20 protein-coding genes are annotated in these 19,145 nt (G+C 65.4%); 8 read left to right on the top strand and 12 right to left on the bottom strand.

The genetic code is table 11. The features are described from left to right. Window position 1 precedes the first annotated feature (1 nt). A complete protein-coding gene (locus R5H32_RS12365; protein ID WP_318338991.1) occupies window positions 2-625 on the bottom strand; it encodes a LysE family translocator in 624 nt (207 codons plus the stop codon). Window positions 626-745: 120 nt separating this feature from the next. Here R5H32_RS12365 and R5H32_RS12360 point away from each other — a divergent pair, with 120 nt between their 5' ends. Next, the gene (locus tag R5H32_RS12360; RefSeq protein WP_318338990.1) at window positions 746-1,168 is read left to right on the top strand and encodes a glyoxalase; all 423 of its coding nucleotides are present in this window, start codon (window positions 746-748) and stop codon (window positions 1,166-1,168) included. A 9-nt stretch (window positions 1,169-1,177) separates the two neighbouring features. Here R5H32_RS12360 and R5H32_RS12355 read toward each other — a convergent pair whose 3' ends face one another. From R5H32_RS12355 to R5H32_RS12345, 3 genes are all read right to left on the bottom strand, one after another. Continuing rightward, window positions 1,178-1,954, bottom strand: a complete 777-nt coding sequence (locus R5H32_RS12355) for a GFA family protein (protein ID WP_318338989.1) — start codon at window positions 1,952-1,954, stop codon at window positions 1,178-1,180. Window positions 1,955-2,000: 46 nt separating this feature from the next. Beyond that, window positions 2,001-2,456, bottom strand: coding sequence for a GAF domain-containing protein (locus R5H32_RS12350; protein ID WP_318338988.1), 456 nt, complete (start codon window positions 2,454-2,456; stop codon window positions 2,001-2,003). Window positions 2,457-2,530: 74 nt separating this feature from the next. After that, window positions 2,531-3,709 (bottom strand): acetyl-CoA C-acyltransferase, encoded by a 1,179-nt coding sequence (locus R5H32_RS12345; RefSeq protein ID WP_318339129.1) that lies wholly within the window; start codon window positions 3,707-3,709, stop codon window positions 2,531-2,533. A gap of 91 nt (window positions 3,710-3,800) precedes the next feature. On the opposite strand from R5H32_RS12345, the gene R5H32_RS12340 reads away from it, so the two are divergent. Next, window positions 3,801-4,145, top strand: a complete 345-nt coding sequence (locus R5H32_RS12340) for an STAS domain-containing protein (RefSeq protein WP_318338987.1) — start codon at window positions 3,801-3,803, stop codon at window positions 4,143-4,145. 37 nt (window positions 4,146-4,182) lie between these two features. Further along, complete coding sequence (locus R5H32_RS12335) at window positions 4,183-4,626, top strand: ATP-binding protein (protein ID WP_318338986.1); 444 nt, start codon at window positions 4,183-4,185, stop codon at window positions 4,624-4,626. Between the two features lie 1,302 nt (window positions 4,627-5,928). Here R5H32_RS12335 and hspQ read toward each other — a convergent pair. Further along, on the bottom strand, window positions 5,929-6,255 hold the full coding sequence (gene hspQ / locus R5H32_RS12330) for a heat shock protein HspQ (RefSeq protein ID WP_318338985.1): 327 nt from the start codon (window positions 6,253-6,255) through the stop codon (window positions 5,929-5,931). 278 nt (window positions 6,256-6,533) lie between these two features. On the opposite strand from hspQ, the gene R5H32_RS12325 reads away from it, so the two are divergent. Beyond that, on the top strand, window positions 6,534-7,112 hold the full coding sequence (locus R5H32_RS12325; RefSeq protein WP_318338984.1) for a lytic transglycosylase: 579 nt from the start codon (window positions 6,534-6,536) through the stop codon (window positions 7,110-7,112). A gap of 4 nt (window positions 7,113-7,116) precedes the next feature. On the opposite strand, the gene R5H32_RS12320 is transcribed toward R5H32_RS12325, so the two are convergent. Then, window positions 7,117-7,728, bottom strand: coding sequence for a LolA family protein (locus R5H32_RS12320; protein WP_412099018.1), 612 nt, complete (start codon window positions 7,726-7,728; stop codon window positions 7,117-7,119). Window positions 7,729-7,911: 183 nt separating this feature from the next. Between R5H32_RS12320 and R5H32_RS12315 the strand changes: the two genes are divergently transcribed. Next, window positions 7,912-8,391, top strand: coding sequence for a BrnA antitoxin family protein (locus tag R5H32_RS12315; RefSeq protein ID WP_318338983.1), 480 nt, complete (start codon window positions 7,912-7,914; stop codon window positions 8,389-8,391). A gap of 86 nt (window positions 8,392-8,477) precedes the next feature. Here R5H32_RS12315 and R5H32_RS12310 read toward each other — a convergent pair whose 3' ends face one another. The 5 genes from R5H32_RS12310 to R5H32_RS12290 form a co-directional block, all read right to left on the bottom strand. Next, the gene (locus tag R5H32_RS12310) at window positions 8,478-9,485 is read right to left on the bottom strand and encodes an AIPR family protein (RefSeq protein ID WP_318338982.1); all 1,008 of its coding nucleotides are present in this window, start codon (window positions 9,483-9,485) and stop codon (window positions 8,478-8,480) included. Window positions 9,486-9,590: 105 nt separating this feature from the next. After that, window positions 9,591-10,160: a hypothetical protein gene (locus R5H32_RS12305; RefSeq protein WP_318338981.1), complete on the bottom strand. Its 570-nt coding sequence runs from the start codon at window positions 10,158-10,160 to the stop codon at window positions 9,591-9,593. A gap of 62 nt (window positions 10,161-10,222) precedes the next feature. Beyond that, on the bottom strand, window positions 10,223-13,177 hold the full coding sequence (locus R5H32_RS12300) for a DNA translocase FtsK (RefSeq protein WP_318338980.1): 2,955 nt from the start codon (window positions 13,175-13,177) through the stop codon (window positions 10,223-10,225). Between the two features lie 11 nt (window positions 13,178-13,188). Beyond that, a complete protein-coding gene (locus R5H32_RS12295; RefSeq protein WP_318338979.1) occupies window positions 13,189-14,367 on the bottom strand; it encodes an aminotransferase class I/II-fold pyridoxal phosphate-dependent enzyme in 1,179 nt (392 codons plus the stop codon). 126 nt (window positions 14,368-14,493) lie between these two features. After that, window positions 14,494-15,822, bottom strand: a complete 1,329-nt coding sequence (locus R5H32_RS12290) for an amidase (RefSeq protein ID WP_318338978.1) — start codon at window positions 15,820-15,822, stop codon at window positions 14,494-14,496. Between the two features lie 407 nt (window positions 15,823-16,229). Between R5H32_RS12290 and R5H32_RS12285 the strand changes: the two genes are divergently transcribed. Genes R5H32_RS12285 through R5H32_RS12275 form a run of 3 tightly spaced genes read left to right on the top strand, consistent with a single transcriptional unit; the run spans window position 16,230 to window position 17,389 of the window. Further along, window positions 16,230-16,802, top strand: coding sequence for an amidohydrolase family protein (locus R5H32_RS12285; RefSeq protein WP_318338977.1), 573 nt, complete (start codon window positions 16,230-16,232; stop codon window positions 16,800-16,802). A gap of 45 nt (window positions 16,803-16,847) precedes the next feature. Next, a complete protein-coding gene (locus R5H32_RS12280; protein WP_318338976.1) occupies window positions 16,848-17,171 on the top strand; it encodes a hypothetical protein in 324 nt (107 codons plus the stop codon). Window positions 17,172-17,173: 2 nt separating this feature from the next. Further along, window positions 17,174-17,389 (top strand): Xaa-Pro dipeptidase, encoded by a 216-nt coding sequence (locus tag R5H32_RS12275; protein ID WP_318338975.1) that lies wholly within the window; start codon window positions 17,174-17,176, stop codon window positions 17,387-17,389. Window positions 17,390-17,515: 126 nt separating this feature from the next. Here the strand turns inward: R5H32_RS12275 and R5H32_RS12270 are convergent, their stop codons facing one another. After that, window positions 17,516-19,054 carry an amidohydrolase family protein gene (locus tag R5H32_RS12270; RefSeq protein ID WP_318338974.1) on the bottom strand — a complete coding sequence of 513 codons (1,539 nt, stop codon included), beginning with the start codon at window positions 19,052-19,054 and terminating at the stop codon, window positions 17,516-17,518. Between the last annotated feature and the right edge of the window lie 91 nt (window positions 19,055-19,145).

Genomic DNA, 19,145 nt, shown 5'->3' with positions numbered 1-19,145 from the left:
CTCACTCCGTCACAAGTTTCGCTGCAAGTCCCGCGAACATCACCGCCGCGATCCGGTTGAGCGCGTTGAGCCGCGCCCCGATGCGGGCGCCAAGCACGCCGGCGACGAGTCCATAGCCGACGGTGACAAGGGTCGCGGTGAAGGTGAAGATCCCGCCGAGCAGCAGGACCTGCTGCCAGATCGGCCCGTAGGCCGAGTCTGTGAACTGCGGCAGGAAGGCGAGGATGAAGAGCACCGGCTTGGGATTGAGCGCGTTCGACAGGAAGCCGCGCGCCACCGCGCGCCAGGGCGACATCACGCCGCGCACCCGCCCCTCCGGCCCCGCTGCCCGCCAGCTTTTCCACGCCAGCCAGACGAGGTAGGCCGCGCCGATCCAGCGGATCGCCCCGAGCGCGCCGGGATGGGCCGCGATCAGCGCCGAGAGGCCGAGGACCGCGAGGGTCACATGCCAGACCACGCCGAGACCGACGCCGAGACCGGCCATCGCGCCGGCCCGCGGCCCGCCCTGCAACCCGCAGGCGGTGGTGAAGAACACGTCCGCCCCAGGCGCGACGTTGAGGATCAGCCCGCCCACAGTGAAGGCGATCAGGCTCTCGGTCGGAAAGGTCTGAATCAGATCCCACATCGCCTGGCTCCGTTGCGGCTTGCCGCCAGCCCTGACCGAAAGCGCCTCTCCGGTCAATCCCGCGCGGGATTGACCTCGCCGGAAGATGTTGCGAGCGTCGTCACGACGGAGGGCGGCCCGATGGATTACGAGACGGTCAAGGCCGAGGAATTTGGGCGTTCGCTGTCCGGCATCGGGCTCAATCTCCTCGTCCGCGATGTGGAGCGGCTGGCGGCCTTCCTCGGCGCGGTCTTCGACATGACCGCGCACCGGCTCAGCCGGGATTTCGCCATCATGTCCTACCACGGCGAGCTGTTCCAGCTGCACGCCGATCCGACCTACCATGCGCACCCCTTGCCGGCACTTCTGCCCGAGGCCGGCCCGCGCGGCGCCGGCGTCGAGATCCGGCTCTACGAGACCGATCCGGACGCCGCCGCCGAGCGGGCCTCGGCCTTTCCCGAGGTCACGATCCTGCAGCCGCCGACGGACAAGCCGCACGGGCTCAGGGAGTGCTATATCCTGTGCGAGAACGGCTACGCCTGGGTGCCGAGCCGGAGGCTCTGACGGCCTGCGTCACGCGCCCGGCGCCGGGTCGTCGATCTCGTAGTAATCGCCCTTGTCGGCAACGAAGATATGCTCTGCAAGCCAGCCGCCGGTCGGCCCCACGACCGACCCGGCCTCCACCGAGAACTCGCCCCTGGCCGAACGGAACCAGAGACTCGCGCCGCAGCGGGTGCAAAAGCCGCGCCGCCCGTCACCGGGGGTCCGGTATTCGTCAAGGGTTTCGCGGTTCCGCCAGGTGACGGCGTTCTCGTCGGCGTCGAACGAGGCCGCGTAGTGGCCCGAGAGCTTGCGGCATTGCGTGCAGTGGCAGGCGGTGATCGGACCCGCCGCTCCGGGCACGGTAAAGGCCACGCCGCCGCAGAGGCAGGCGCAGTCGAGATGGCCGGGCCGCTCGGCCGGCGCGTCCGGCTGCGGGCCCTCGCAGGAATAATAGTCGCCCGCATCCTCGGTGTAGATGTTGCGGGTGAGCCTCAGCCCCGTCGGCCCGTCGAGGGCGCCCGGCGCGATCGCCATGCGGTCCTGACCGGCGGGTTTCCAGAAGAGGCTCGCGCCGCAGCGGCGGCAGAAGCCGCGCCGCGCATCGGCGGAGCTGTCGTACCAGGAAAGCGTCTCGTCCGAGGTGATGCGAAGCCGGTCGAGCGGCACCGAGGTCGCCGCCCAGAAATGCCCGCTGGTGCGCCGGCACTTGCCGCAATGGCAGGCCCAGACGTCGCGCATGGGGCCGTCGGTCTCGAAGGTCACGCCACCGCAAAGGCAGCTGCCGTGGTGATGTTCGGTGTCGCTCATGCGGCGACGTTCTCACGCCGGCCGGCGCGACGCCGCGCGATCCGCGTCACAGATGGCCGAAAACCGACTTGAGGATCGCGGCAAGCCCGCGCCCGTCTTCTTCAGTGAAGGCGCCGGGCTGATCGCTGTCGATGTCGAAGACGCCGATCAGCCGCCCGTCCTTCGCGAAGACCGGCAGGACGATTTCCGACCGGGTCGTCGAGGAGCAGGCGATGTGATCCGCGAAGGCCTCCACGTCGTCGACGATCTGGACCTCGCCCGAGCGCGCGGCCGCACCGCAGACACCGCGTTCGAACGGGATCGCGAGGCAGCCGTGACCGCCCTGGTAGGGGCCGATCTTCAGCATCCCCGGTGTCGTGACCCGGTAGAAGCCGGTCCAGTCGAAGCGGTTGTCGGAATGGTGCACCTCGCAGGCCACCGTGGCCATCAGCGCGACCTCGTCGGTCTCGCCCTCGGCGAGGCTCGCGATCACCGCGGTGAGCGTGGGATAGTCGACGTTCATCTGTGCTCCTTTTGGCGACCGGCCGGGCGCTGCCGCGCCCCGGCCTTCCCGCAGTATCTCAGGCAATGTGAAGTTCACGGGCGTTCGATGGCGATGGCGGTGCCCTCGCCGCCGCCGATGCAGATCGCGGCGACGCCCCGCTTCAGCCCGCGCTTCTCCAGCGCGTTCAGAAGCGTCACCATGATCCGCGCGCCCGAGGCGCCGATCGGATGGCCGAGCGCACAGGCGCCGCCATTGACGTTGACGATGTCATGCGAGAGGCCGAACTCGCGCATGAAGGCCATCGGCACGACGGCGAAGGCCTCGTTCACCTCCCAAAGATCGACATCGGCAACCGACCAGCCGAGCCGGTCCAGGAGCTTCCGTGCTGCCGGGACCGGGGCGGTCGGGAACTCGGCCGGGGCATGGGCGTGAGACGCGTGCCCGAGGATCCGCGCGCGGATCTTCAGCCCGGCCGCCTCGGCGGCACGGCGCGAGGCGAGAACAAGCGCCGCCGCGCCGTCGGAGATGGAAGAGGAGTTGGCCGCCGTCACGGTGCCGTCCTTGCGGAAGGCGGGTTTCAGCTGCGGGATCTTCTCGGGCCGCGCGGTGGCGGGCTGTTCGTCCGCCGCGACGACGCTCTCGCCCTTGCGGGTCGTGACCGTCACGGGCGTGATCTCGCCCGAAAACGCGCCCGACTTCTGGGCTTCAAGCGCACGAGAGAGCGAGGCGAGCGCGTAGTCGTCCTGCTGCTCCCTGGTGAACTGGAACGCCGTGGCGCAATCCTCGGCGAAGGTGCCCATGAGGCGGCCTTTGTCATAAGCGTCCTCGAGCCCGTCGAGGAACATGTGGTCGATGACCTGGGCATGGCCGAGCCGCGCGCCGGAGCGCATCTTCGGCAGGAGATAGGGCGCGTTGGTCATGCTCTCCATCCCGCCCGCGACCATGATGCCCGTCGTGCCGAGCGCGATCTGGTCATGCGCCATCATTGCCGCCTTCATGCCCGACCCGCACATCTTGTTGAGCGTCGTGGCCGGCACGGCCTCCGGGAGCCCGGCCTTGAACCCCGCCTGGCGGGCCGGGGCCTGGCCCTGGCCCGCGGGCAGGACGCAGCCCATCAGCAGTTCCTCGACGAGGCCAGGAGCGGCGCCCGCATTGGCCAGGGCCGCGGCGATTGCGGCGCCACCCAGCGTCGCAGCATCGGACTCCGCGAAAGCCCCCTGGAAACCGCCCATCGCAGTCCGCGCCGCGCCGGCGATCACTACATCTTCCATCATCGGTCCTTCCGGTTCCGCTTCCGGACCAAGGCATACCGAATAGTAAGGATTGGCGTCTAGCCTCAAGAGACCTGTTGGAGGCCTGATCATGAAACTGACTGCCGAGTCCGTCGCGGAGGCGCTCGTCGTGAACGTCGAGGAAGAGCGAATAGATGCTGCCGTCGCTATCCAGTTCAAGGACCGGATGCGGGATCTGACGGCGGGGGCCGGCGGGCGGATCATTCTCGACCTCGGCCGAGTGACCTTCGTTGACAGTTCCGGCCTCGGCGCGATCGTGTCGGTGATGAAATTTCTCGCGCCGGTGCACCGGCTGGAGCTGGCAGGTCTCACACCCAACGTCGGGAGGGTGTTCCACTTGACCCGCATGGACAGCGTGTTCCCGATTCACGCCAGCGTCGCGGCCGCTCTCCAGGGCGCCGGGCATGGTCTCTGACGGCGGGCTCGGTACTCCGCATCGGACCCCCCGGGGGATGTCTTCCGTGCTGTCGGCCGGTGTCGGGTTTCAGCTTTGCTTCGAGGCCGATCCCCGCGCCGTACGTGAAGCGCTTGGACAGGCGGTGGTCGAGATCGCGCGCGACCTCAGCCCGGAGGACGCGGGCAAGCTGGAACTCGCGCTCGCGGAGGTGCTCAACAACATTGTCGAGCACGCCTATGACGGACACCCCTCCGGTCCGGTGGAGCTGTGCCTGCGCCGGGAAGCGGCGTGGATATGCTGCCGGATAGTCGATTCCGGGCATGCAATGCCTGCGCACGAGCTGCCCGAGGGGCGCATGCAGCCTGTTCCGGCGCAGCTTGACGAGCTCCCCGAGGGAGGTTGGGGATGGTCGCTCATTTGCACGCTGGCGACAGACCTCGCCTATCGCCGCGAGGACGGCCGCAATTTCCTGACGTTCCGGCTACCGCTGACAGGATGACCCTCGGCCGCCGCCGCAATTATGCCGCAAAGCGACCCAACCACGGCCCGATTGGAGAGCAAGTATTGTCTTGTAGCTGCTAAAAGCTTCCCTCGGCGCCGCGTTCAACAGCCCCCACCCATTGCGCGGCGTCGAGGACTTTATTTTCCTTAATCAAAGCGCGCGCTCGGTTATTTGCCCCGGCATTCGCGCTTCGGTGGAAAAGCTCCCAACAGTCCATCGGCGGACGCTGCGCATTTTGAATCGCCAGGTGCCGATCTGTTTCACTTGCACGCGCTACGCTCCCAGGATGCATTTTCTACAAAAAACAAAGCCTTGGCGCGACTCGCATCGAGACCGATCCAACCGTTGTACGGATTATGTTTGTGGCCTGGTTCGCAGCGACATTCGTGGCGCCGGTGTGGTCTGGGGAATCGGCAAAGATGGGTGCCAAGTTTAGCAGGATATCATCGGGCGAAATGAGAACGGGAGATATCTAGGTGATCGGAGCGGGCGATTCTCTACGTCTGTCCGACGGCGACGCAATTGAGTTGCGGGGCTCTCGATCACAGACCGCCAGCGGTCGGAGCATCTGCTGATCGGTCTGTCGGCGAGATGCGCAATGTTGACAAACACCTTTGGACATCGAAACGGCGATTGCCCCGTACACATGCCTGATGAGACCGGCACCTTTGGGGGGCGTCTATCGCATCCCTTGGGCTTGGGGTTTCCTTCGATCTCTTTGTATGGGGCTCCCGCCTGGGAGTGGCCGAGACGGCATGTACCGAGGCAACTAGGGTTACGAACGAGGTCCGCCACACTTCGAAGAAATACCAGTAGATCCGCAATGAAGAGGTTGAGCAGAGTCGCAGATACTCGGGTTTCACACTCATCCACTGACAAAACCATGTCGAGCACGTCCCCCATCGGTTCGGGCGCATCGGTCTCGCCCCAGCGCGTCGCACGCAGGTCGAGAAATAATCTCGGGCATTAAGGTCTTCGGCTGCCGCGCCCCACCTGCGGGACCAGAGCCGGGGCGGCCGCAGTATAGCATTCCAGCATTGGGGGGCTCTTACGATCCGTTTCGACCCGGACATAACCTGGGGGCTGCGCCGCAGGGTCGGCATGGCCGGCGGCACACTTCGGTCGCCAAGTCGCCGGTCTTATGGTTCGGATCGTTGTCCTGAACGGCGACACCGAACTCGGCATAATCGTCACTGATTCCGTCGGGAGCGTGCCTGGGAAACCGAACACCGCGAACTATCGATCCGTGCGAAGAAGCCCTTCCGCACACGCGACCCCACATCCGTGGCTATGCAGACGTCAGTTCAACTGGAAATGAAGGGGATAGCGGCCGTTCTCGAAGTCGCCGAAAAGATCGTGGACATCGGGATGATCCACCGGCTCGCCGGATTGGTCGGCCACGAGATTCTGCTCCGACACATAGGCGACGTAGTAATTCTCCTCATTCTCAGCCAGGAGATGGTAGAAGGGCTGGTTTTTCACCGGACGGCTATCCTCGGGAATCGCCGCGTACCACTCCTCCGTATTGGAGAACATTGCGTCCACATCGAACACCACCCCACGGAAGGGATGCTTGCGATGCCGCACCACCTGGCCGAGATCATATTTCGCGTTCGTCTTAAGCATCACGCCGTTCCCCTCCTTTAAAGGTACCCTCTGGCGAAGTGCCTGTCTATTGCAGAGGCCAAAAGGAGCGGAAACAGTCTGTGAACTGCATTATAACAGTTTTTCAGAGCGTTGCCTTCCGGGCATGGGCACGCGGCACCTCCGGTTCGCCGCGTGATGATCGGATCCGCAGCGGTCGGCGAGGGCCAGAAACCAGCCATGGGCGCAACGCTTGGGGATTTCCTCCCAGAACGATATGACGTAAGCTTTCTCAAAAAAATGAGATCGAGCGAGGCAGTATGAGCAGAATTCTCCGCTTGGGGGTCCTATTGCTGTTGGTGTCCTGCGGCGGCAATTATTCCGCGCCGCGCGATCTCGACAATGCCTGTTCGATCCTCGAACAGCGGCCGAAATACCATGGCGCCATGAAGCGCTCCGAGGAGCGCTGGGGCGTTCCGGTACATGTGCAGATGGCGACGATCTATCAGGAGTCGAAGTTCATAGGCAATGCCCGCACCAAGCGGCGCTACGCGCTCGGCTTCATTCCGGCCGGCCGGCAGAGTTCGGCCTATGGTTATTCCCAGGCGCTCGACGGCACCTGGGACGATTACCGTCGCGACACCGGCCGGCGGGGGGCGAAGCGAAACAGGATCGACGACGCGGCGGATTTCATGGGCTGGTACATGAACCGCTCCGAGAAGAAGCTTGGCCTGTCGAAATGGGACGCGCAGAGCCAGTACCTCGCCTATCACGAGGGTCAGACAGGCTATGCGAGGGGAAGCCACCTCAAGAAGGCCTGGTTGCTGCGGGTTGCGGCGGATGTTGGGCGCAGGGCGGATCTGTACCAGCGACAGCTCATTTCCTGCGACCGGCTCTGAGGGGTCACTTCCGGCGTTTCTGCCGCTCGGCTTCGGCGTGGATCGAGAAAGTCGAGGGGCGGTAGCTTTTGCCGGTCTCGAGCGGGCCGAGGACGACGGTGGTCCGGCCGCCGGCTTCGTCGGTCACAACCCATTGTTTTAGAACGACAGGATTGGCCGAGAAGGCGAGTTGCAGGGTGCCGTACTCGGGGTTCTGCGGGTCCTGGGCGGTGACGATGGTGAGGGGGCCGGATTCGGTGTGGCCGACGACCATCTTGTCGCGGGAGAGGTCGACCTTGGCGGCGAGGATCAGGTTGAGGGGGGTCTTCTTCAGCGGGTACTGTTCCGGGGGTTGGTTGGATTTTCCATCAAAAACAGCCACTTGGCCACCACTGGCGAGGACCAGGGTGCGGTCGGGGGGGCCGTATTCGAAGCGCATGCGGCCGGGGCGGCGGATGATGACCGTGCCGGAGGAAGTGGAGCCGTCCGCGTTGGTCTGCTGGAACGGCGCCTCGGCGGTCCTCAAGCTGTTGAGATAGCTGGAGATTTGCGCGAGCGGGATCTTCTCGGCGAGGGCCGGGGAGACCGTCAGGGCGAGGGCGAGCGGGGCGAAGAGGAGGCGCAGGGGATTCATCATGGGCCCTATCTAGGTCAGGCCGCGCGGTTATGCCATAACGTGCAGCCGCTGTCCCATCACCGTACCGCGAGCGTACACACGCCGTCCCGACAGCGGCATTCTCATGCGTTCGGGCGCGGCGCGCGGCCCGTCAACCGCGCCTTGACCTTTTGGCGCGAGACTGGCCGCAGCCAGGGAGGGCCCATGACCGCAAGCCGCAGCAAGACCGAGGCGGCCCGCGCCGCGCGCTACCACGAGCTGGCCGAGACGATGCGGGGGCTCGAGGAGGACCTGCGCTGGGGGCTCACGGGCTCGGAGCGGATCCCGGCCGGCTGGGGCGCGATCCTCGAAGGGCCGGCGGTGCCGGCGAAGACGCGGCTGACGCTCAGGGTGGACGCGGATGTGGTGGCCTTCTTCCGGGCGATGGGGCGCGGGCATCTGACGCGGATGAACGCGGTGCTGAGAACCTTCATGCTCGCCCGGCTCGCGGGGCTCCTGACCGGGCCCGAGGGGGTGGAGTACCGCCCGACGCTCGACGAGGAATACGTCACCCTGCGGCGCGAGCTGATGGACCACCTCGCGGCGAAGGAGGCGGCCGAGGCGGCGGCGGCAGAGGACAGGACGAAACGGGCGCGCAACGCCGGGCTGAAGCGGCTCAAGGAGTCGCGGATGGGGAAGCGGTAGGGCGGTTGCCGCACCAGATTGGGTGGTGGTTGAACCCGCGCGCCCGTGCAGATCGGCGCACCCCGCGCTTGCTTTGCATTCGGTGTTTAGAGTGCCTCGTATATCTCGCGGCCTTTTGCCGGACTCTTAAAAAGAACAGCTAAGAATTTGTTTGGACGATCCTTTTCAAGTTTTTCGATTAGGTTTGGATAGATTTCTTCGCATATTGCTTCAATCTCATCACCATAGTCAGTTCTAAAATCTTTAATCGGCACATCTAAGCTTTTCTTGTCGAGTTTTTTGAAGACCAAAGCCGCCAAAGCTCGGTTGCCGTGAACTAGAACACCCCAAGGATACCCTGAGCGCTTTCCGATGGTTGCCTTTTTCGTCGTTATCCACTCGTCGATCTTCCGGAGGACTCGAACGCAATTGAACGCTTTTGCGCCGCTTGTGTTAGGATTATAGAGCGCTTTATAAGGCGCCTTCGATAAATCGTTAAAGAAGCGACCAACGCCTGTTTTTACAGCAATGAAATGGCTGGGATCACCCGACGAACAAGCCAGAGCGGTAGTGACTTCGATCAACTCGCAAGAATTTCCGCTGGAAGATGTCTCTTCACTCCGCAGAAAATCGTATGCTATCCCCTCGATTCTCATTTCTTGCTGAATGCGATGTTGCTCCGAGTCCTGGGATACAAAGTCTCTGCCTTCGACGCGGTTTTGAAGGTTGTTGGTTCGTGTCACACTTGTGCCAAATCCTTCCGGAGCTTTCTCCAGTAATATTACCCGGATTGGAACTTTAACTTTCCCCAACTGGGCGTCTTCAATGACCCGCGCAATTGTTGATACAGTTTGCGCACCGTTCACAATAGAAGCACCCTGCAACCCAAACGTGCCAGACGAGTGGGACGATGCCGCTGCGGGCGCACGAGTTGCACGATCCGCAATTAGTGTAATCCCATTGTTAAAGTACCAAAAATATTCTGGATTTTTGGATGCAGTTTCGAAAATTTGCTCGTTTTTGTCAGTTTTTCCCAATGCATAGCGAATATTTTTTACAACAAGTCGCTTGCCATGAGTCGCCCACCATGATTTTAACTGGTACCCATCAATCACGCCAAAATATGCTGGATACGGCGTTGCAATAAATGACCACTCAAGAAGTGTTGCATCTAAGCAGATTTTCCCTCTGGATTCATCTGTCGCCAGTGCCGCATATACCTAAGTCAGACCAAGCGTTTCATAGCTTGCAACACTTTCGTCTACTGTGTCGTCGCCATTTATCTCTTTAACTAACTTCTTCAGATGGCGAGTTCCGTGTTCCGCAAGCGAGCTTGCTCCAGTGGTGACCACCACAATGTGTATAGATGTGCCCGGCTGCGCTAGGGCACTAGCGATTACAGACAGACGGTCTTGAAGACGATCAGCGAAGTTTTCTGCTTGATCCTCGACAAGGTCTCTGACGCCGTTTGTAAAGGTTCCAATGTCAGCTGCCGAAGGCTCGCCACTTCCTGCATGGATCCACTTGGACTGCACAACTATTACCTGCCGCTCTGAAGCGTCATAGTATGCAGCGTCTATTCCATTATCATCGCCACCATCCCATACCGCTGCAGCTGCCTCGGCAGGTGTACAGTCCGCAATTTGATATATCGCGAACGCGGCAAGACAGCGACTCAAGAGGGCGCTTTCGCGAGCCTCTCCGTCCTTTGGCAAATCACCATCCTGCAAATGTTCCGCGAAAAGTTTTGTTAAGTTGTCTTTGATCTGCCGAACACGCAACCCTGACATGCTTTTACTCCGAATTTTTCAACCAAATGTAGAGCAAAAAACTAGGTTGCAAACAAGAGCCGTTATTGCTCCGGCACCAGAATCTCGCGCTTGCCGACATGGTTGGCGGGGGAGACGAGGCCCTCCTCCTCCATCTGCTCGACGAGCCGGGCGGCCTTGTTGTAGCCGATGCCGAGCTTGCGCTGGATGTAGGAGGTGGAGACCTTGCGGTCGCGCAGCACGACCTGCACCGCCTGGTCGTAGAGCGCGTCCTCGCCGTCGGTGTTGCCGCCAAGCCCGAGGACGAGGTCGATGTCGGCCTCCTTCTCGTCGTCGGGGCCCTCGACCACGCCGGACATGTAATCGGGCGGCCCGAAGCTCTTCAGGTGGTTGACGATCTCCTCGACCTCTTCATCGGAGACGAAGGGCCCGTGGATGCGGGTGATGCGGCTGCCGCCGGCCATGTAGAGCATGTCGCCCATGCCGAGGAGCTGTTCGGCGCCCATCTCGCCCAGGATGGTGCGGCTGTCGATCTTGGAGGTGACCTGGAAGGAGATCCGGGTCGGGAAGTTGGCCTTGATCGTGCCGGTGATGACGTCGACCGAGGGCCGCTGGGTCGCCATGATCAGGTGGATTCCGCTGGCGCGGGCCATCTGGGCGAGGCGCTGGATGCAGGCCTCGATCTCTTTCCCCGCGACCATCATCAGGTCGGCCATCTCGTCGACGATGACGACGATGTAGGGCAAAGCCTCGGGCATCAGCTCCTCGGTCTCGAAGACCGGGTCGCCGGTCTCCTCGTCGAAGCCGGTCTGGACGGTGCGCTTGAACATCTCGCCCTTGGCGAGCGCCTCGCGGACGCGGCCGTTGTAGCCCTCGATGTTGCGCACCCCCATCTTCGACATCTTGCGGTAGCGCTCCTCCATCTCGCCCACGGTCCATTTCAGCGCGACGACGGCCTTCTTGGGGTCGGTGACGACGGGGGAGAGGAGATGGGGAATGCCGTCGTAGACGGAGAGCTCCAGCATCTTGGGGTCGATCATGATGAGCCGGCATTCCTCGGGCGTGAGCTTGTAGAGGAGCGAGAGGATCATCGTGTTGATGGCGACGGACTTGCCCGAGCCGGTGGTGCCGGCGATGAGAAGGTGGGGCATCTTGGCGAGGTTGGCGACGATGGGCTCGCCGGCGATGTCCTTGCCGAGGGCAAGGGGGAGGCGGAGGCCAGAGTCGCCGAAGTCGCGGGCGGAGAGGATCTCGCGCAGGACGACCTTCTCGCGGAAGGCGTTGGGGAGTTCGATGCCGATGACGGTGCGGCCGGGGACGGTGGAGACGCGGGCGGAAAGCGCGGACATCGAGCGGGCGATGTCGTCGGCGAGGCCGATGACGCGGGAGGCCTTGAGGCCGGGGGCGGGTTCGAGCTCGTACATGGTGACGACGGGGCCGGGGCGGACGGAGACGATCTCGCCCTTGACGCCGTAGTCGTCGAGGACGCTTTCGAGCATGCGGGCGTTCTCCTGCAGCGCCTCGTCGGAGAGCGGGCGGCGCTGGACCGAGGTGGGGGAGGCCAGGAGCGAGAGCGGCGGGGTCTCGTAGGTCGGGGCGGTGTCGTCGAAGCGCAGGCGCGGCTGGGCCTCGGCCAGGGCCTGGCGCGAGGGGGCGGGGGGTTTCTGGGCGCCGTGCTGGACGATCGGGCGCGGGGCGGTGGGTTCGAGGGCGAAGGTGTCGTCGCGCTCGGCGGGGCCGGGGCGGTCCTCGGTGTCGAAGAGCGGCTCGGCGGTGAGCGGCGGGGCGGCGTCGAAGCTGTCCTCGTCGTCGAGGTCGAGGTCGGCAACCGGGGCGGGCTCGGGCGCGGCGCGGCGGGGCTGCGGCATGTAGCGCGGCGCGGCGGTCATCGGCGGCTCTTCGATGCCGCGGCGGGGGGCCGGGGCGGCGGGGGCGGTCAGCGGCGGCTCGACCCGCTGGCGCGGCTCGCCGTCGGCGACATGGACGGTGCGGGTGCGGACCGCGTCGGCGATGCGGGCGCGGATGCGGTCGGGGCTCGGCGCCTCGGCGTTCCAGCCGCCATGCGCCGGATAGGGTTCGATCAGCTCCGGCTCGGGCTCGTACTCGGGCTCGGCGCTGCGGCGGGCGAGGCCGGTCACGCGGGCAAGGAAGCCGCGCTTCTCCCGCGGGGCCGGGGCCGCCGGGGCGGGGGCGGCGAAGCGCGGCTCGGCGCGGAGCACGTCTGCGCGGAGCGCCTCGGCGGCGCGGGCGCGGCGGACCGGGGCGACGGCGATCTCCTCGTCCTCCTCCTCGTCCTCCGGGGCGTAGCGGGAGGCGCGTTCCACGGCCGCTTCGCGGCGGGCGCGGGACTTGTCCTGCAGCGCCTGAGCGCCGCGCACCGAGGCGACCGCGCCGCGGCCGGCGGCGCGCATCAGCCAGTCATAGCCGACGATTGTGCCGACGAGCAGGAACCGGGCGATCCCGGCAAGCTCGCGCAGATCGAAGCCGAGAACGAAGAGCGCCATCGCGAGCGCGGCGCCGGCGACGAGGAGCGACATCACCTTGAGGCCGAAGGCGGCGCTGACCGGCGCGACGCCGAGAATCGCGCCGAGCACGGTGTCGCCGAAGAGCCCGCCGAGGCCGAAGCTGTGCGCCCAGCCCTCGCCCGCGACATGGGTCGAGGCATAGACCGCCATCAGCGCCACCGCGATCGGCGCGAAGATCACGCGGGACAATGCGCGTTCCTCGCCGCGATGGCTGACGAAGCGCAGGCCCCAGGCGGCGAAGACCAGCGCGATGCCCCAGGAGCCGTAGCCGGCAATGACGAAGAGCGGCGAGGCGATCGAGGCGCCGAACGTGCCGAGCAGGTTCTGGGCGGGCGAGTCGGTGGCGGCGAGCCAGCTCGGATCGTCGGGCGAGTAGCTCGCGAGCATCATCGCGGTCATCACCGCCATGACCAGAAGCGCCAGCCCCAGGAGTTCCTTGCCGCGCCGTTCGAGCGCAGCCTGGAGGTTCTGATCCAGAAGCGGATCGCGCTGTCTTGCCTGGTACGATGCCATTGCCCTCGTCCTCAACCGTAGAGGCAGTCGCGGAGCATCTCGAGCCCGCGCCGCATTTCTTCTTTTGGGGCCACCATCGCAACGCGGATGTAACCCTTCCCCGGATTCAAGCCCGCAACCTCGCGGGCGAGATAGGCGCCCGGGAGCACCCTGACCCCCGTCTCGCGCCAGAGTTTCAGTGCCGCTTCCTCGCCGTCCTCGACCGGCAGCCAGAGGAAGATGCCGCCGTCCGGTCCCTTGTAGCCCTGAACCTTGGCGAAGATGCGGTCGGCGATGCGGAACTTTTCCTGATAGAGCGCCCGGTTCGCCTCGACATGGGCCTCGTCGGACCATGCCTTTTCCGAGACGTGCTGGATCGGCAGCGGCAGGGGCGCGCCGCCGTAGTTCCGGAGCTGGCGGAAGCGGGTGATCGCCTCCGGCCCGCCGGCGACGAAGCCCGAGCGCAGGCCCGGCAGGTTCGAGCGTTTCGACAGCGAATGGAAGACCGCGACCCGTTCGGGATCGGCGCCGATCTCGTCGGCGACCTGGAGCGCGCCGACCGGCGGATGGTCGCGCCAGATCTCGGAGTAGCATTCGTCCGCGAGCAGGATGAAATCGTGCTTTTCCGCGAGTGCCAGAACCTCGGCGATGTAGTCGCGTGAGGCAATGGAGCCTTGCGGATTCGCGGGCGAGCAGAGATAGGCGAGCGCGGTGCGGTCGAGGATGTCGGCCGGAAGCGCGGTGTAGTCGGGCAGAAAGCCGGTGGCCGCGCCGGCCGGGACGAAGACGGGTTCGGCGCCGACCGACAGCGCGGCGGCGGCATAGGGCTGGTAGAACGGGTTCGGCATCAGCACCACGGGCTGGCGGCCGTTCTTGACCTCGGGGCAGAGGGCCATGCAGGCGTCGAAGAGCCCCTCGCGGGTGCCGTTCAGGACCATGATCCGCTCGGGCGAGAGATCGGCGCCGTAGCGCAGCCGCAGCCAGCCGGCGATCGCAGCGAGCAGGCCCGGCGCGCCCTCGTTCGGGGGATACTTGCCGAAGTCGGAAAGATGCGCCTGCAGGATCGGGCCGACGAAGTCCGGAATCGGGTGGCGCGGCTCGCCGATGGTCATGGCAATGGGCTCGCCACCGGGTGCGTGGTGGTCGAGCAACTTCCGCAAGCGCGGGAACGCGTAATCTGGCAGGTTCGAAAACCGCTCGGGAAACGCCATTACTGCCTCAATCTATGGGGTCGTTGCGCCCCATTTGCAGTTCAGATTAGCCGCAGCCGCCGCCTTGGTCCAGAAAAAGCGGCGATTTTCGCTGCCCCGCGGCGCGGGAATGTGGCTTTTCCGTCCTCAGCGCAGGGCCGCCTCGGCGGCGGCGCCGAGGCGCAGGAGACGGGCCTCGCCGAAGGCGGTTCCCATCAGCGTGATCCCGGTCGCGGGCAGCCCCGTGGGCAGGGTCAGCGCCGGGATCCACATCAGGTTGGCGATGCGGGTGTTGCGCAGGGCGAGCAGGTTCTCGGTGACGAAATAGTCGCGGTCGGATTCGAGCCGCGCCGCCTCGGGCGGCAGGTTCGGCGTGGTCGGCACGAGCACCGCGTCGTAGCGGGCGGTGCGCGCGGCCCAGCGTGTCCGGATCGCGTCGAGCCGGTGCCAGGCGGCGACGTAATCGGCGCCGGAATGGGAGGCGCCGGCGCGGAACCGGTCGCGGACGGGGCCGTACATCTTCTCGGGCGCGGTCTCGATCGCGGCTTTCCAGGTGCCGTAGGCCTCGGTCGTGTAGAGGATGCCGGCGAGCGACATCGCCTCGACGAGGTCGGGGAAGGCGGCTTTCGTGATCTCGGCGCCGGCGTCCTTCAGGCGTTCGAGCGCGTGGGTGAAGCCGACCTTCGGCTCGGGGCGGAGATCCTCGAGCGCGGTGGTCTCGAGCACCATGAGGCGGGCGCCCCTCAGCGTCGCGGCGGTCAGATCGGCGGGTTTCGCGCCTTCGAGCGCGGCGAGGAGGAGGGCGGCGTCCTCGACGGTGCGGGTGAGGGGGCCAACGGTGTCGAAACGGGCGCAGAGCGGGACGACGCCCTTGAGCGAGAGCCGGCCCGAGGTGGTCTTGAGGCCGACGAGGTCGTTCCAGGCGGCGGGCACCCGGACCGAGCCGCCGGTGTCGGAGCCGATCCCGGCCGCGGCGAGGCCGAAGGCGGTCGAGGCGGCGGCGCCGGAGGAGGAGCCGCCGGGGGCGAGTGCCGGGTCGTGGACGTTGGGCGGGGTCGCGGTCATCGGGTTGAGGCCAAGGCCGGAGAAGGCGAGCTCGGTCATATGGGTCTTGCCGAGGCAGACGAGGCCCTGGAGCGTGGCATTGGCGAGCACCGCGGCGTCGCGTTCCGGCACCCGGTTCTCAAGGAGGCGCGAGCCAGCCTCGGTGGCGGTGCCGGCGGTGTCGAAAAGGTCCTTCCAGGAGACCGGCACCCCGTCGAGGAGCGAGAGCCGCTGGCCGGCCCTCGCCCGTTTCGCCGCCGCCGCCGCCTCTTCGAGGGCGCGCGCCTCGGTCAGCCGGGCATAGATGCGGTCGCGCTGCGGGTGGGCGCGGATCGCGTCGAGGAAGGCCGCCGTCAGCTCCTCGGGGTCGATCTCGCCCCGCCCGATCGCGCGGCCGAGATCGCCCGCGCTCATCCGCCGCCATTCCGCCATGGATGCCTCCGTCGTTGACGCAATGACGGTAGCGCCGGGCCCGGTCGTTGGGAAGGGCACGCGGTCTTGCCGGCAACGGCGGCGGAGCCGGGCGCGTGGTCCTGCGGCAGGCGGTTCCGGGGCTGGCCTGCCCTCGCGGCAACACAGGGCAGGGATTGATTCAAAAGGGAAATCTGGCCAGTCTGCTGGGCGCGTTCACCGAATCGCTTTCAAGCCAGAAGGACCGTCATATGGGTTTCTCGTTTCGATCTCTGCTTTAGTCATGCGCATTCTCCGGGGCTGCCTTCGCGGCATCCGCGCAGGACGGCGCGCCGATCCTCTTCACCAATGTCAACGTCTTTGACGGCACGAACGAGGCGCTGATCGAGAACGCGAATGTCGTCGTCACCGGCAACCTGGTCACGGCGGTGTCGACCGAGCCGCTCGCGGTGGCCGGGGGCACGGTCATCGACGGCGGCGGACGGACGATGATCCCCGGGCTGATCGACGTCCATTGGCACACGTCCTACTGCTGCGCGGCGCAAAGCACCGTCGTCACCGGCGACGTCCTCGAAATCGCCATTCGCGGGGCGATGGGGTCGGAGCGGACGCTGATGCGCGGGTTCACGTCGGTGCGCGATGTCGGCGGCAATCCCTTCGCCACGAAGAAGATGATCGACGCCGGCGAGATCCCCGGACCGCGCATCGTGCCCGCAGGGCCGCCGATCGGCCAGACGGGCGGTCATTTCGACTATCGCCCCTACCAGGCCGTGCCGGTGAACCAGGGCGATTCCCAGTGGTACTGGTACAGCGCGGGCCTCATGGCGATGGCCGATGGCGTCGACCAGGTGACGCTCCGGGCGCGCGAGGTGATGCGGATGGGCGCGTCGCTGATCAAGATCTCGGGCGGCGGCGGGGTGTCGTCGGTCTACGATCCGCTCGACGTGTCGCAATACACCGAGGCGGAGCTGAGGGCCTTCGTCGACGTGGCGAATTCCTAAAACACCTATGTCGCCTCGCACATCTTCACCGACGAGGCCGCGCAGATGGCCATCCGGGCCGGCATCAAGTCGATCGAGCATGGCAACCTGCTCAGCCGGGAAACGCTCCAGATGATGAAGGATAGCGATGTCTGGCTCAGTGCCCAGCCGCTCCTGAACGACGAGGACGCCTTCACCTTCAACGATCCCGTCAGCACCCAGAAATGGATCGACGTGACCGACGGGACGGCGAACGTCTATGCCCTCGCCAAGGAAATGGGCGTCAAGATCGCCTTCGGCACCGACATGCTCTTCGATGCCAAGCTGGCCGAGAAGCAGGACGCCTTCCTCGCGAAGCTGAAGAACTGGTCACGCCCCACGAGATCCTGAAGATGGCGACCTCGACCAATGCCGAGCTTCTGGAACTGTCCGGGCCGCGGCTGCCGTACCAGCAGGGCAAGCTTGGCGTGATCCGGGAAGGCGCCTATGCCGACCTGATCCTCGTCGACGGAAACCCGCTCGCGGATATCGACCTCGTCGCGAATCCGGACGACAACTTCGACCTGATCATGAAAGACGGCAGGATCTTCAAGAACGCGCTGAACTGATCGGACCGCAAGCAGCTGGCACATCGCGGAGCGCGGGATGCGCCACGGCGGTCGCCGCGACGCCGGCGTTGAACTCGCGACGAGCGATTTCATGCGTCTTGCACATGGCGAACGCTCATAATGATATCAGTCAGTGCTGCGCCGGATCGGCTTTCCCGGCGCCGAATCGAGAACGAGTTGCCCGTCGCGGACCACGAAGTCCCCGTTCACCAGGACCGTGTTCACGCCGACCGCCACCTGGTTGGCGTTTTCGAAGGTGGCGCGGTCGGCCACCGTGTCGGGGTCGAAGACGACGATATCGGCGTCCATGCCGATCTGGAGCCGGCCCTTGCTGCGCATCTGCGGCACGAAGTCCTCAAGCGTCTGCGCCGGCATCAGCGACATCTTGCGGATCGCTTCGCTCAGCGACATCAGCCCGCGTTCACGGACATAGGAGCGCAGCACCTTGGCGAAGGTGCCCGACGATCTGGGATGGCTGAACACCTTCTCGGGCAGCGGCCATTCGTCGCCTTCGTAGTTCAGGACCTTCCCGTCGTCGGTGAAGTAGGACCAGAACACCTCGTCAGAGGCGATCAGCACGGCGGGATGCGTCACCGAGGCATCGAGAAGCGCGAGATCCATCGGCTCGTGCTCGTCGAGGAAGTGCCAGGTGACGAAGGTGCCGGGATTGTTCGCCTGGTAGTCGGCGAGCTGTTCCTCGGTCAGCCGGTCCTTGCCGAGCTGGAAGTTCTCGGAGGTCGAGGACATGCGTTCGCGCCAGTCGTCACCGCTGAACATCGCCGCGCCAACGACGGTGTTGGCCGCGCCGTAGGGATAGGCCTCGACCGAGATATTGATGCCGTTGGCCTGCGCCTCCTCGACCATGTCGAGCATCGCGTGGATGTCCGACAGCGACGAGCTGTTGATGTGGCAGATGTGCATGTGGGCGCCGGTGATCGCCGCGTTGCCGATCAGTTCCTTGATCGCCTCGAAGGAGCTTTGCGGCTCGATATTGCTGGCGTATCGCACATGGGTATAGGTGGCGACGCCGTGATCCCGCGCTATCTCGGCGAGCGCGAAGTATTCCTTCTGGCCGTAGCCGGGGGCATAGCCGGCATTGATGCCGATCCCGAGGCCGCCCTCGTCGAGTCCCCGCTCGACAAGGGAGAGGATGCGGTCCAGTTGCTCGGGGGTCGCAACCTCGTTCTTCCAGTCGTTGCGGCTCTGGGCATCCTGGAAATAGGCGGTGGTGGACAGGGGGTCCGTACCCGAAAAGGCCGCGATGCGCCCGAAGGTCCAGCCCGATGCCGCCCCGTAGTTGATGGGCAGGCTCTTGGCCGACTGGGTCTCGTACCACTCGCCGATGGGCAGGACGCCGGATTCCAGCTCCAGCATCGTGGTGACGCCCTGAACCGCCTGCATGCGGTAGTCGCCGATGTTCTGGCCGTGGGCGTGAAGGTCGATGAAGCCGGGGGAGACGACCTGCCCGGCCGCGTCGACGATGACATCGCCGTGCAACGGGAACTCGCTGATCGCCGCGATCCGGTCTCCGTCGATGGCGACGTTGCGGATCGCGTCGAGGCCGCTCTCGGGGTCGATCACTCGACCGCCGCTGATGACGAGGTCATAGGCGAGTGCGCTCGTCGTGCCGGAGAGGAAGAAGAGAAGGGAAAAAACCGCGCGCATGAAATCCTCCGTGCTGATTATCCTGGGTCAAAGCCGACCTGCCCGACCATCTCCCCGTTAACGAAAACCGCATCCCGATGCTCCATGCCCG

This window comes from Defluviimonas sp. D31, from assembly GCF_033436765.1.
Taxonomy (GTDB): Bacteria; Pseudomonadota; Alphaproteobacteria; order Rhodobacterales; family Rhodobacteraceae; genus Albidovulum.
Note: the sequence above shows the minus strand (reverse complement) of the source record. Positions and strands in the feature narration are given on the sequence as shown.

What these genes read in the sequence shown, in the direction of transcription:
- R5H32_RS12365 (WP_318338991.1), bottom strand. Translation starts at nt 625, where the DNA reads ATGTGGGATCTGATTCAGACCTTTCCGACCGAGAGCCTGATCGCCTTC.
- R5H32_RS12360 (WP_318338990.1), top strand. Translation starts at nt 746, where the DNA reads ATGGATTACGAGACGGTCAAGGCCGAGGAATTTGGGCGTTCGCTGTCC.
- R5H32_RS12355 (WP_318338989.1), bottom strand. Translation starts at nt 1,954, where the DNA reads ATGAGCGACACCGAACATCACCACGGCAGCTGCCTTTGCGGTGGCGTG.
- R5H32_RS12350 (WP_318338988.1), bottom strand. Translation starts at nt 2,456, where the DNA reads ATGAACGTCGACTATCCCACGCTCACCGCGGTGATCGCGAGCCTCGCC.
- R5H32_RS12345 (WP_318339129.1), bottom strand. Translation starts at nt 3,709, where the DNA reads ATGGAAGATGTAGTGATCGCCGGCGCGGCGCGGACTGCGATGGGCGGT.
- R5H32_RS12340 (WP_318338987.1), top strand. Translation starts at nt 3,801, where the DNA reads ATGAAACTGACTGCCGAGTCCGTCGCGGAGGCGCTCGTCGTGAACGTC.
- R5H32_RS12335 (WP_318338986.1), top strand. Translation starts at nt 4,183, where the DNA reads ATGTCTTCCGTGCTGTCGGCCGGTGTCGGGTTTCAGCTTTGCTTCGAG.
- hspQ (WP_318338985.1), bottom strand. Translation starts at nt 6,255, where the DNA reads ATGCTTAAGACGAACGCGAAATATGATCTCGGCCAGGTGGTGCGGCAT.
- R5H32_RS12325 (WP_318338984.1), top strand. Translation starts at nt 6,534, where the DNA reads ATGAGCAGAATTCTCCGCTTGGGGGTCCTATTGCTGTTGGTGTCCTGC.
- R5H32_RS12320 (WP_412099018.1), bottom strand. Translation starts at nt 7,728, where the DNA reads ATGATGAATCCCCTGCGCCTCCTCTTCGCCCCGCTCGCCCTCGCCCTG.
- R5H32_RS12315 (WP_318338983.1), top strand. Translation starts at nt 7,912, where the DNA reads ATGACCGCAAGCCGCAGCAAGACCGAGGCGGCCCGCGCCGCGCGCTAC.
- R5H32_RS12305 (WP_318338981.1), bottom strand. Translation starts at nt 10,160, where the DNA reads ATGTCAGGGTTGCGTGTTCGGCAGATCAAAGACAACTTAACAAAACTT.
- R5H32_RS12300 (WP_318338980.1), bottom strand. Translation starts at nt 13,177, where the DNA reads ATGGCATCGTACCAGGCAAGACAGCGCGATCCGCTTCTGGATCAGAAC.
- R5H32_RS12295 (WP_318338979.1), bottom strand. Translation starts at nt 14,367, where the DNA reads ATGGCGTTTCCCGAGCGGTTTTCGAACCTGCCAGATTACGCGTTCCCG.
- R5H32_RS12290 (WP_318338978.1), bottom strand. Translation starts at nt 15,822, where the DNA reads ATGGCGGAATGGCGGCGGATGAGCGCGGGCGATCTCGGCCGCGCGATC.
- R5H32_RS12280 (WP_318338976.1), top strand. Translation starts at nt 16,848, where the DNA reads ATGGCCATCCGGGCCGGCATCAAGTCGATCGAGCATGGCAACCTGCTC.
- R5H32_RS12275 (WP_318338975.1), top strand. Translation starts at nt 17,174, where the DNA reads ATGGCGACCTCGACCAATGCCGAGCTTCTGGAACTGTCCGGGCCGCGG.
- R5H32_RS12270 (WP_318338974.1), bottom strand. Translation starts at nt 19,054, where the DNA reads ATGCGCGCGGTTTTTTCCCTTCTCTTCTTCCTCTCCGGCACGACGAGC.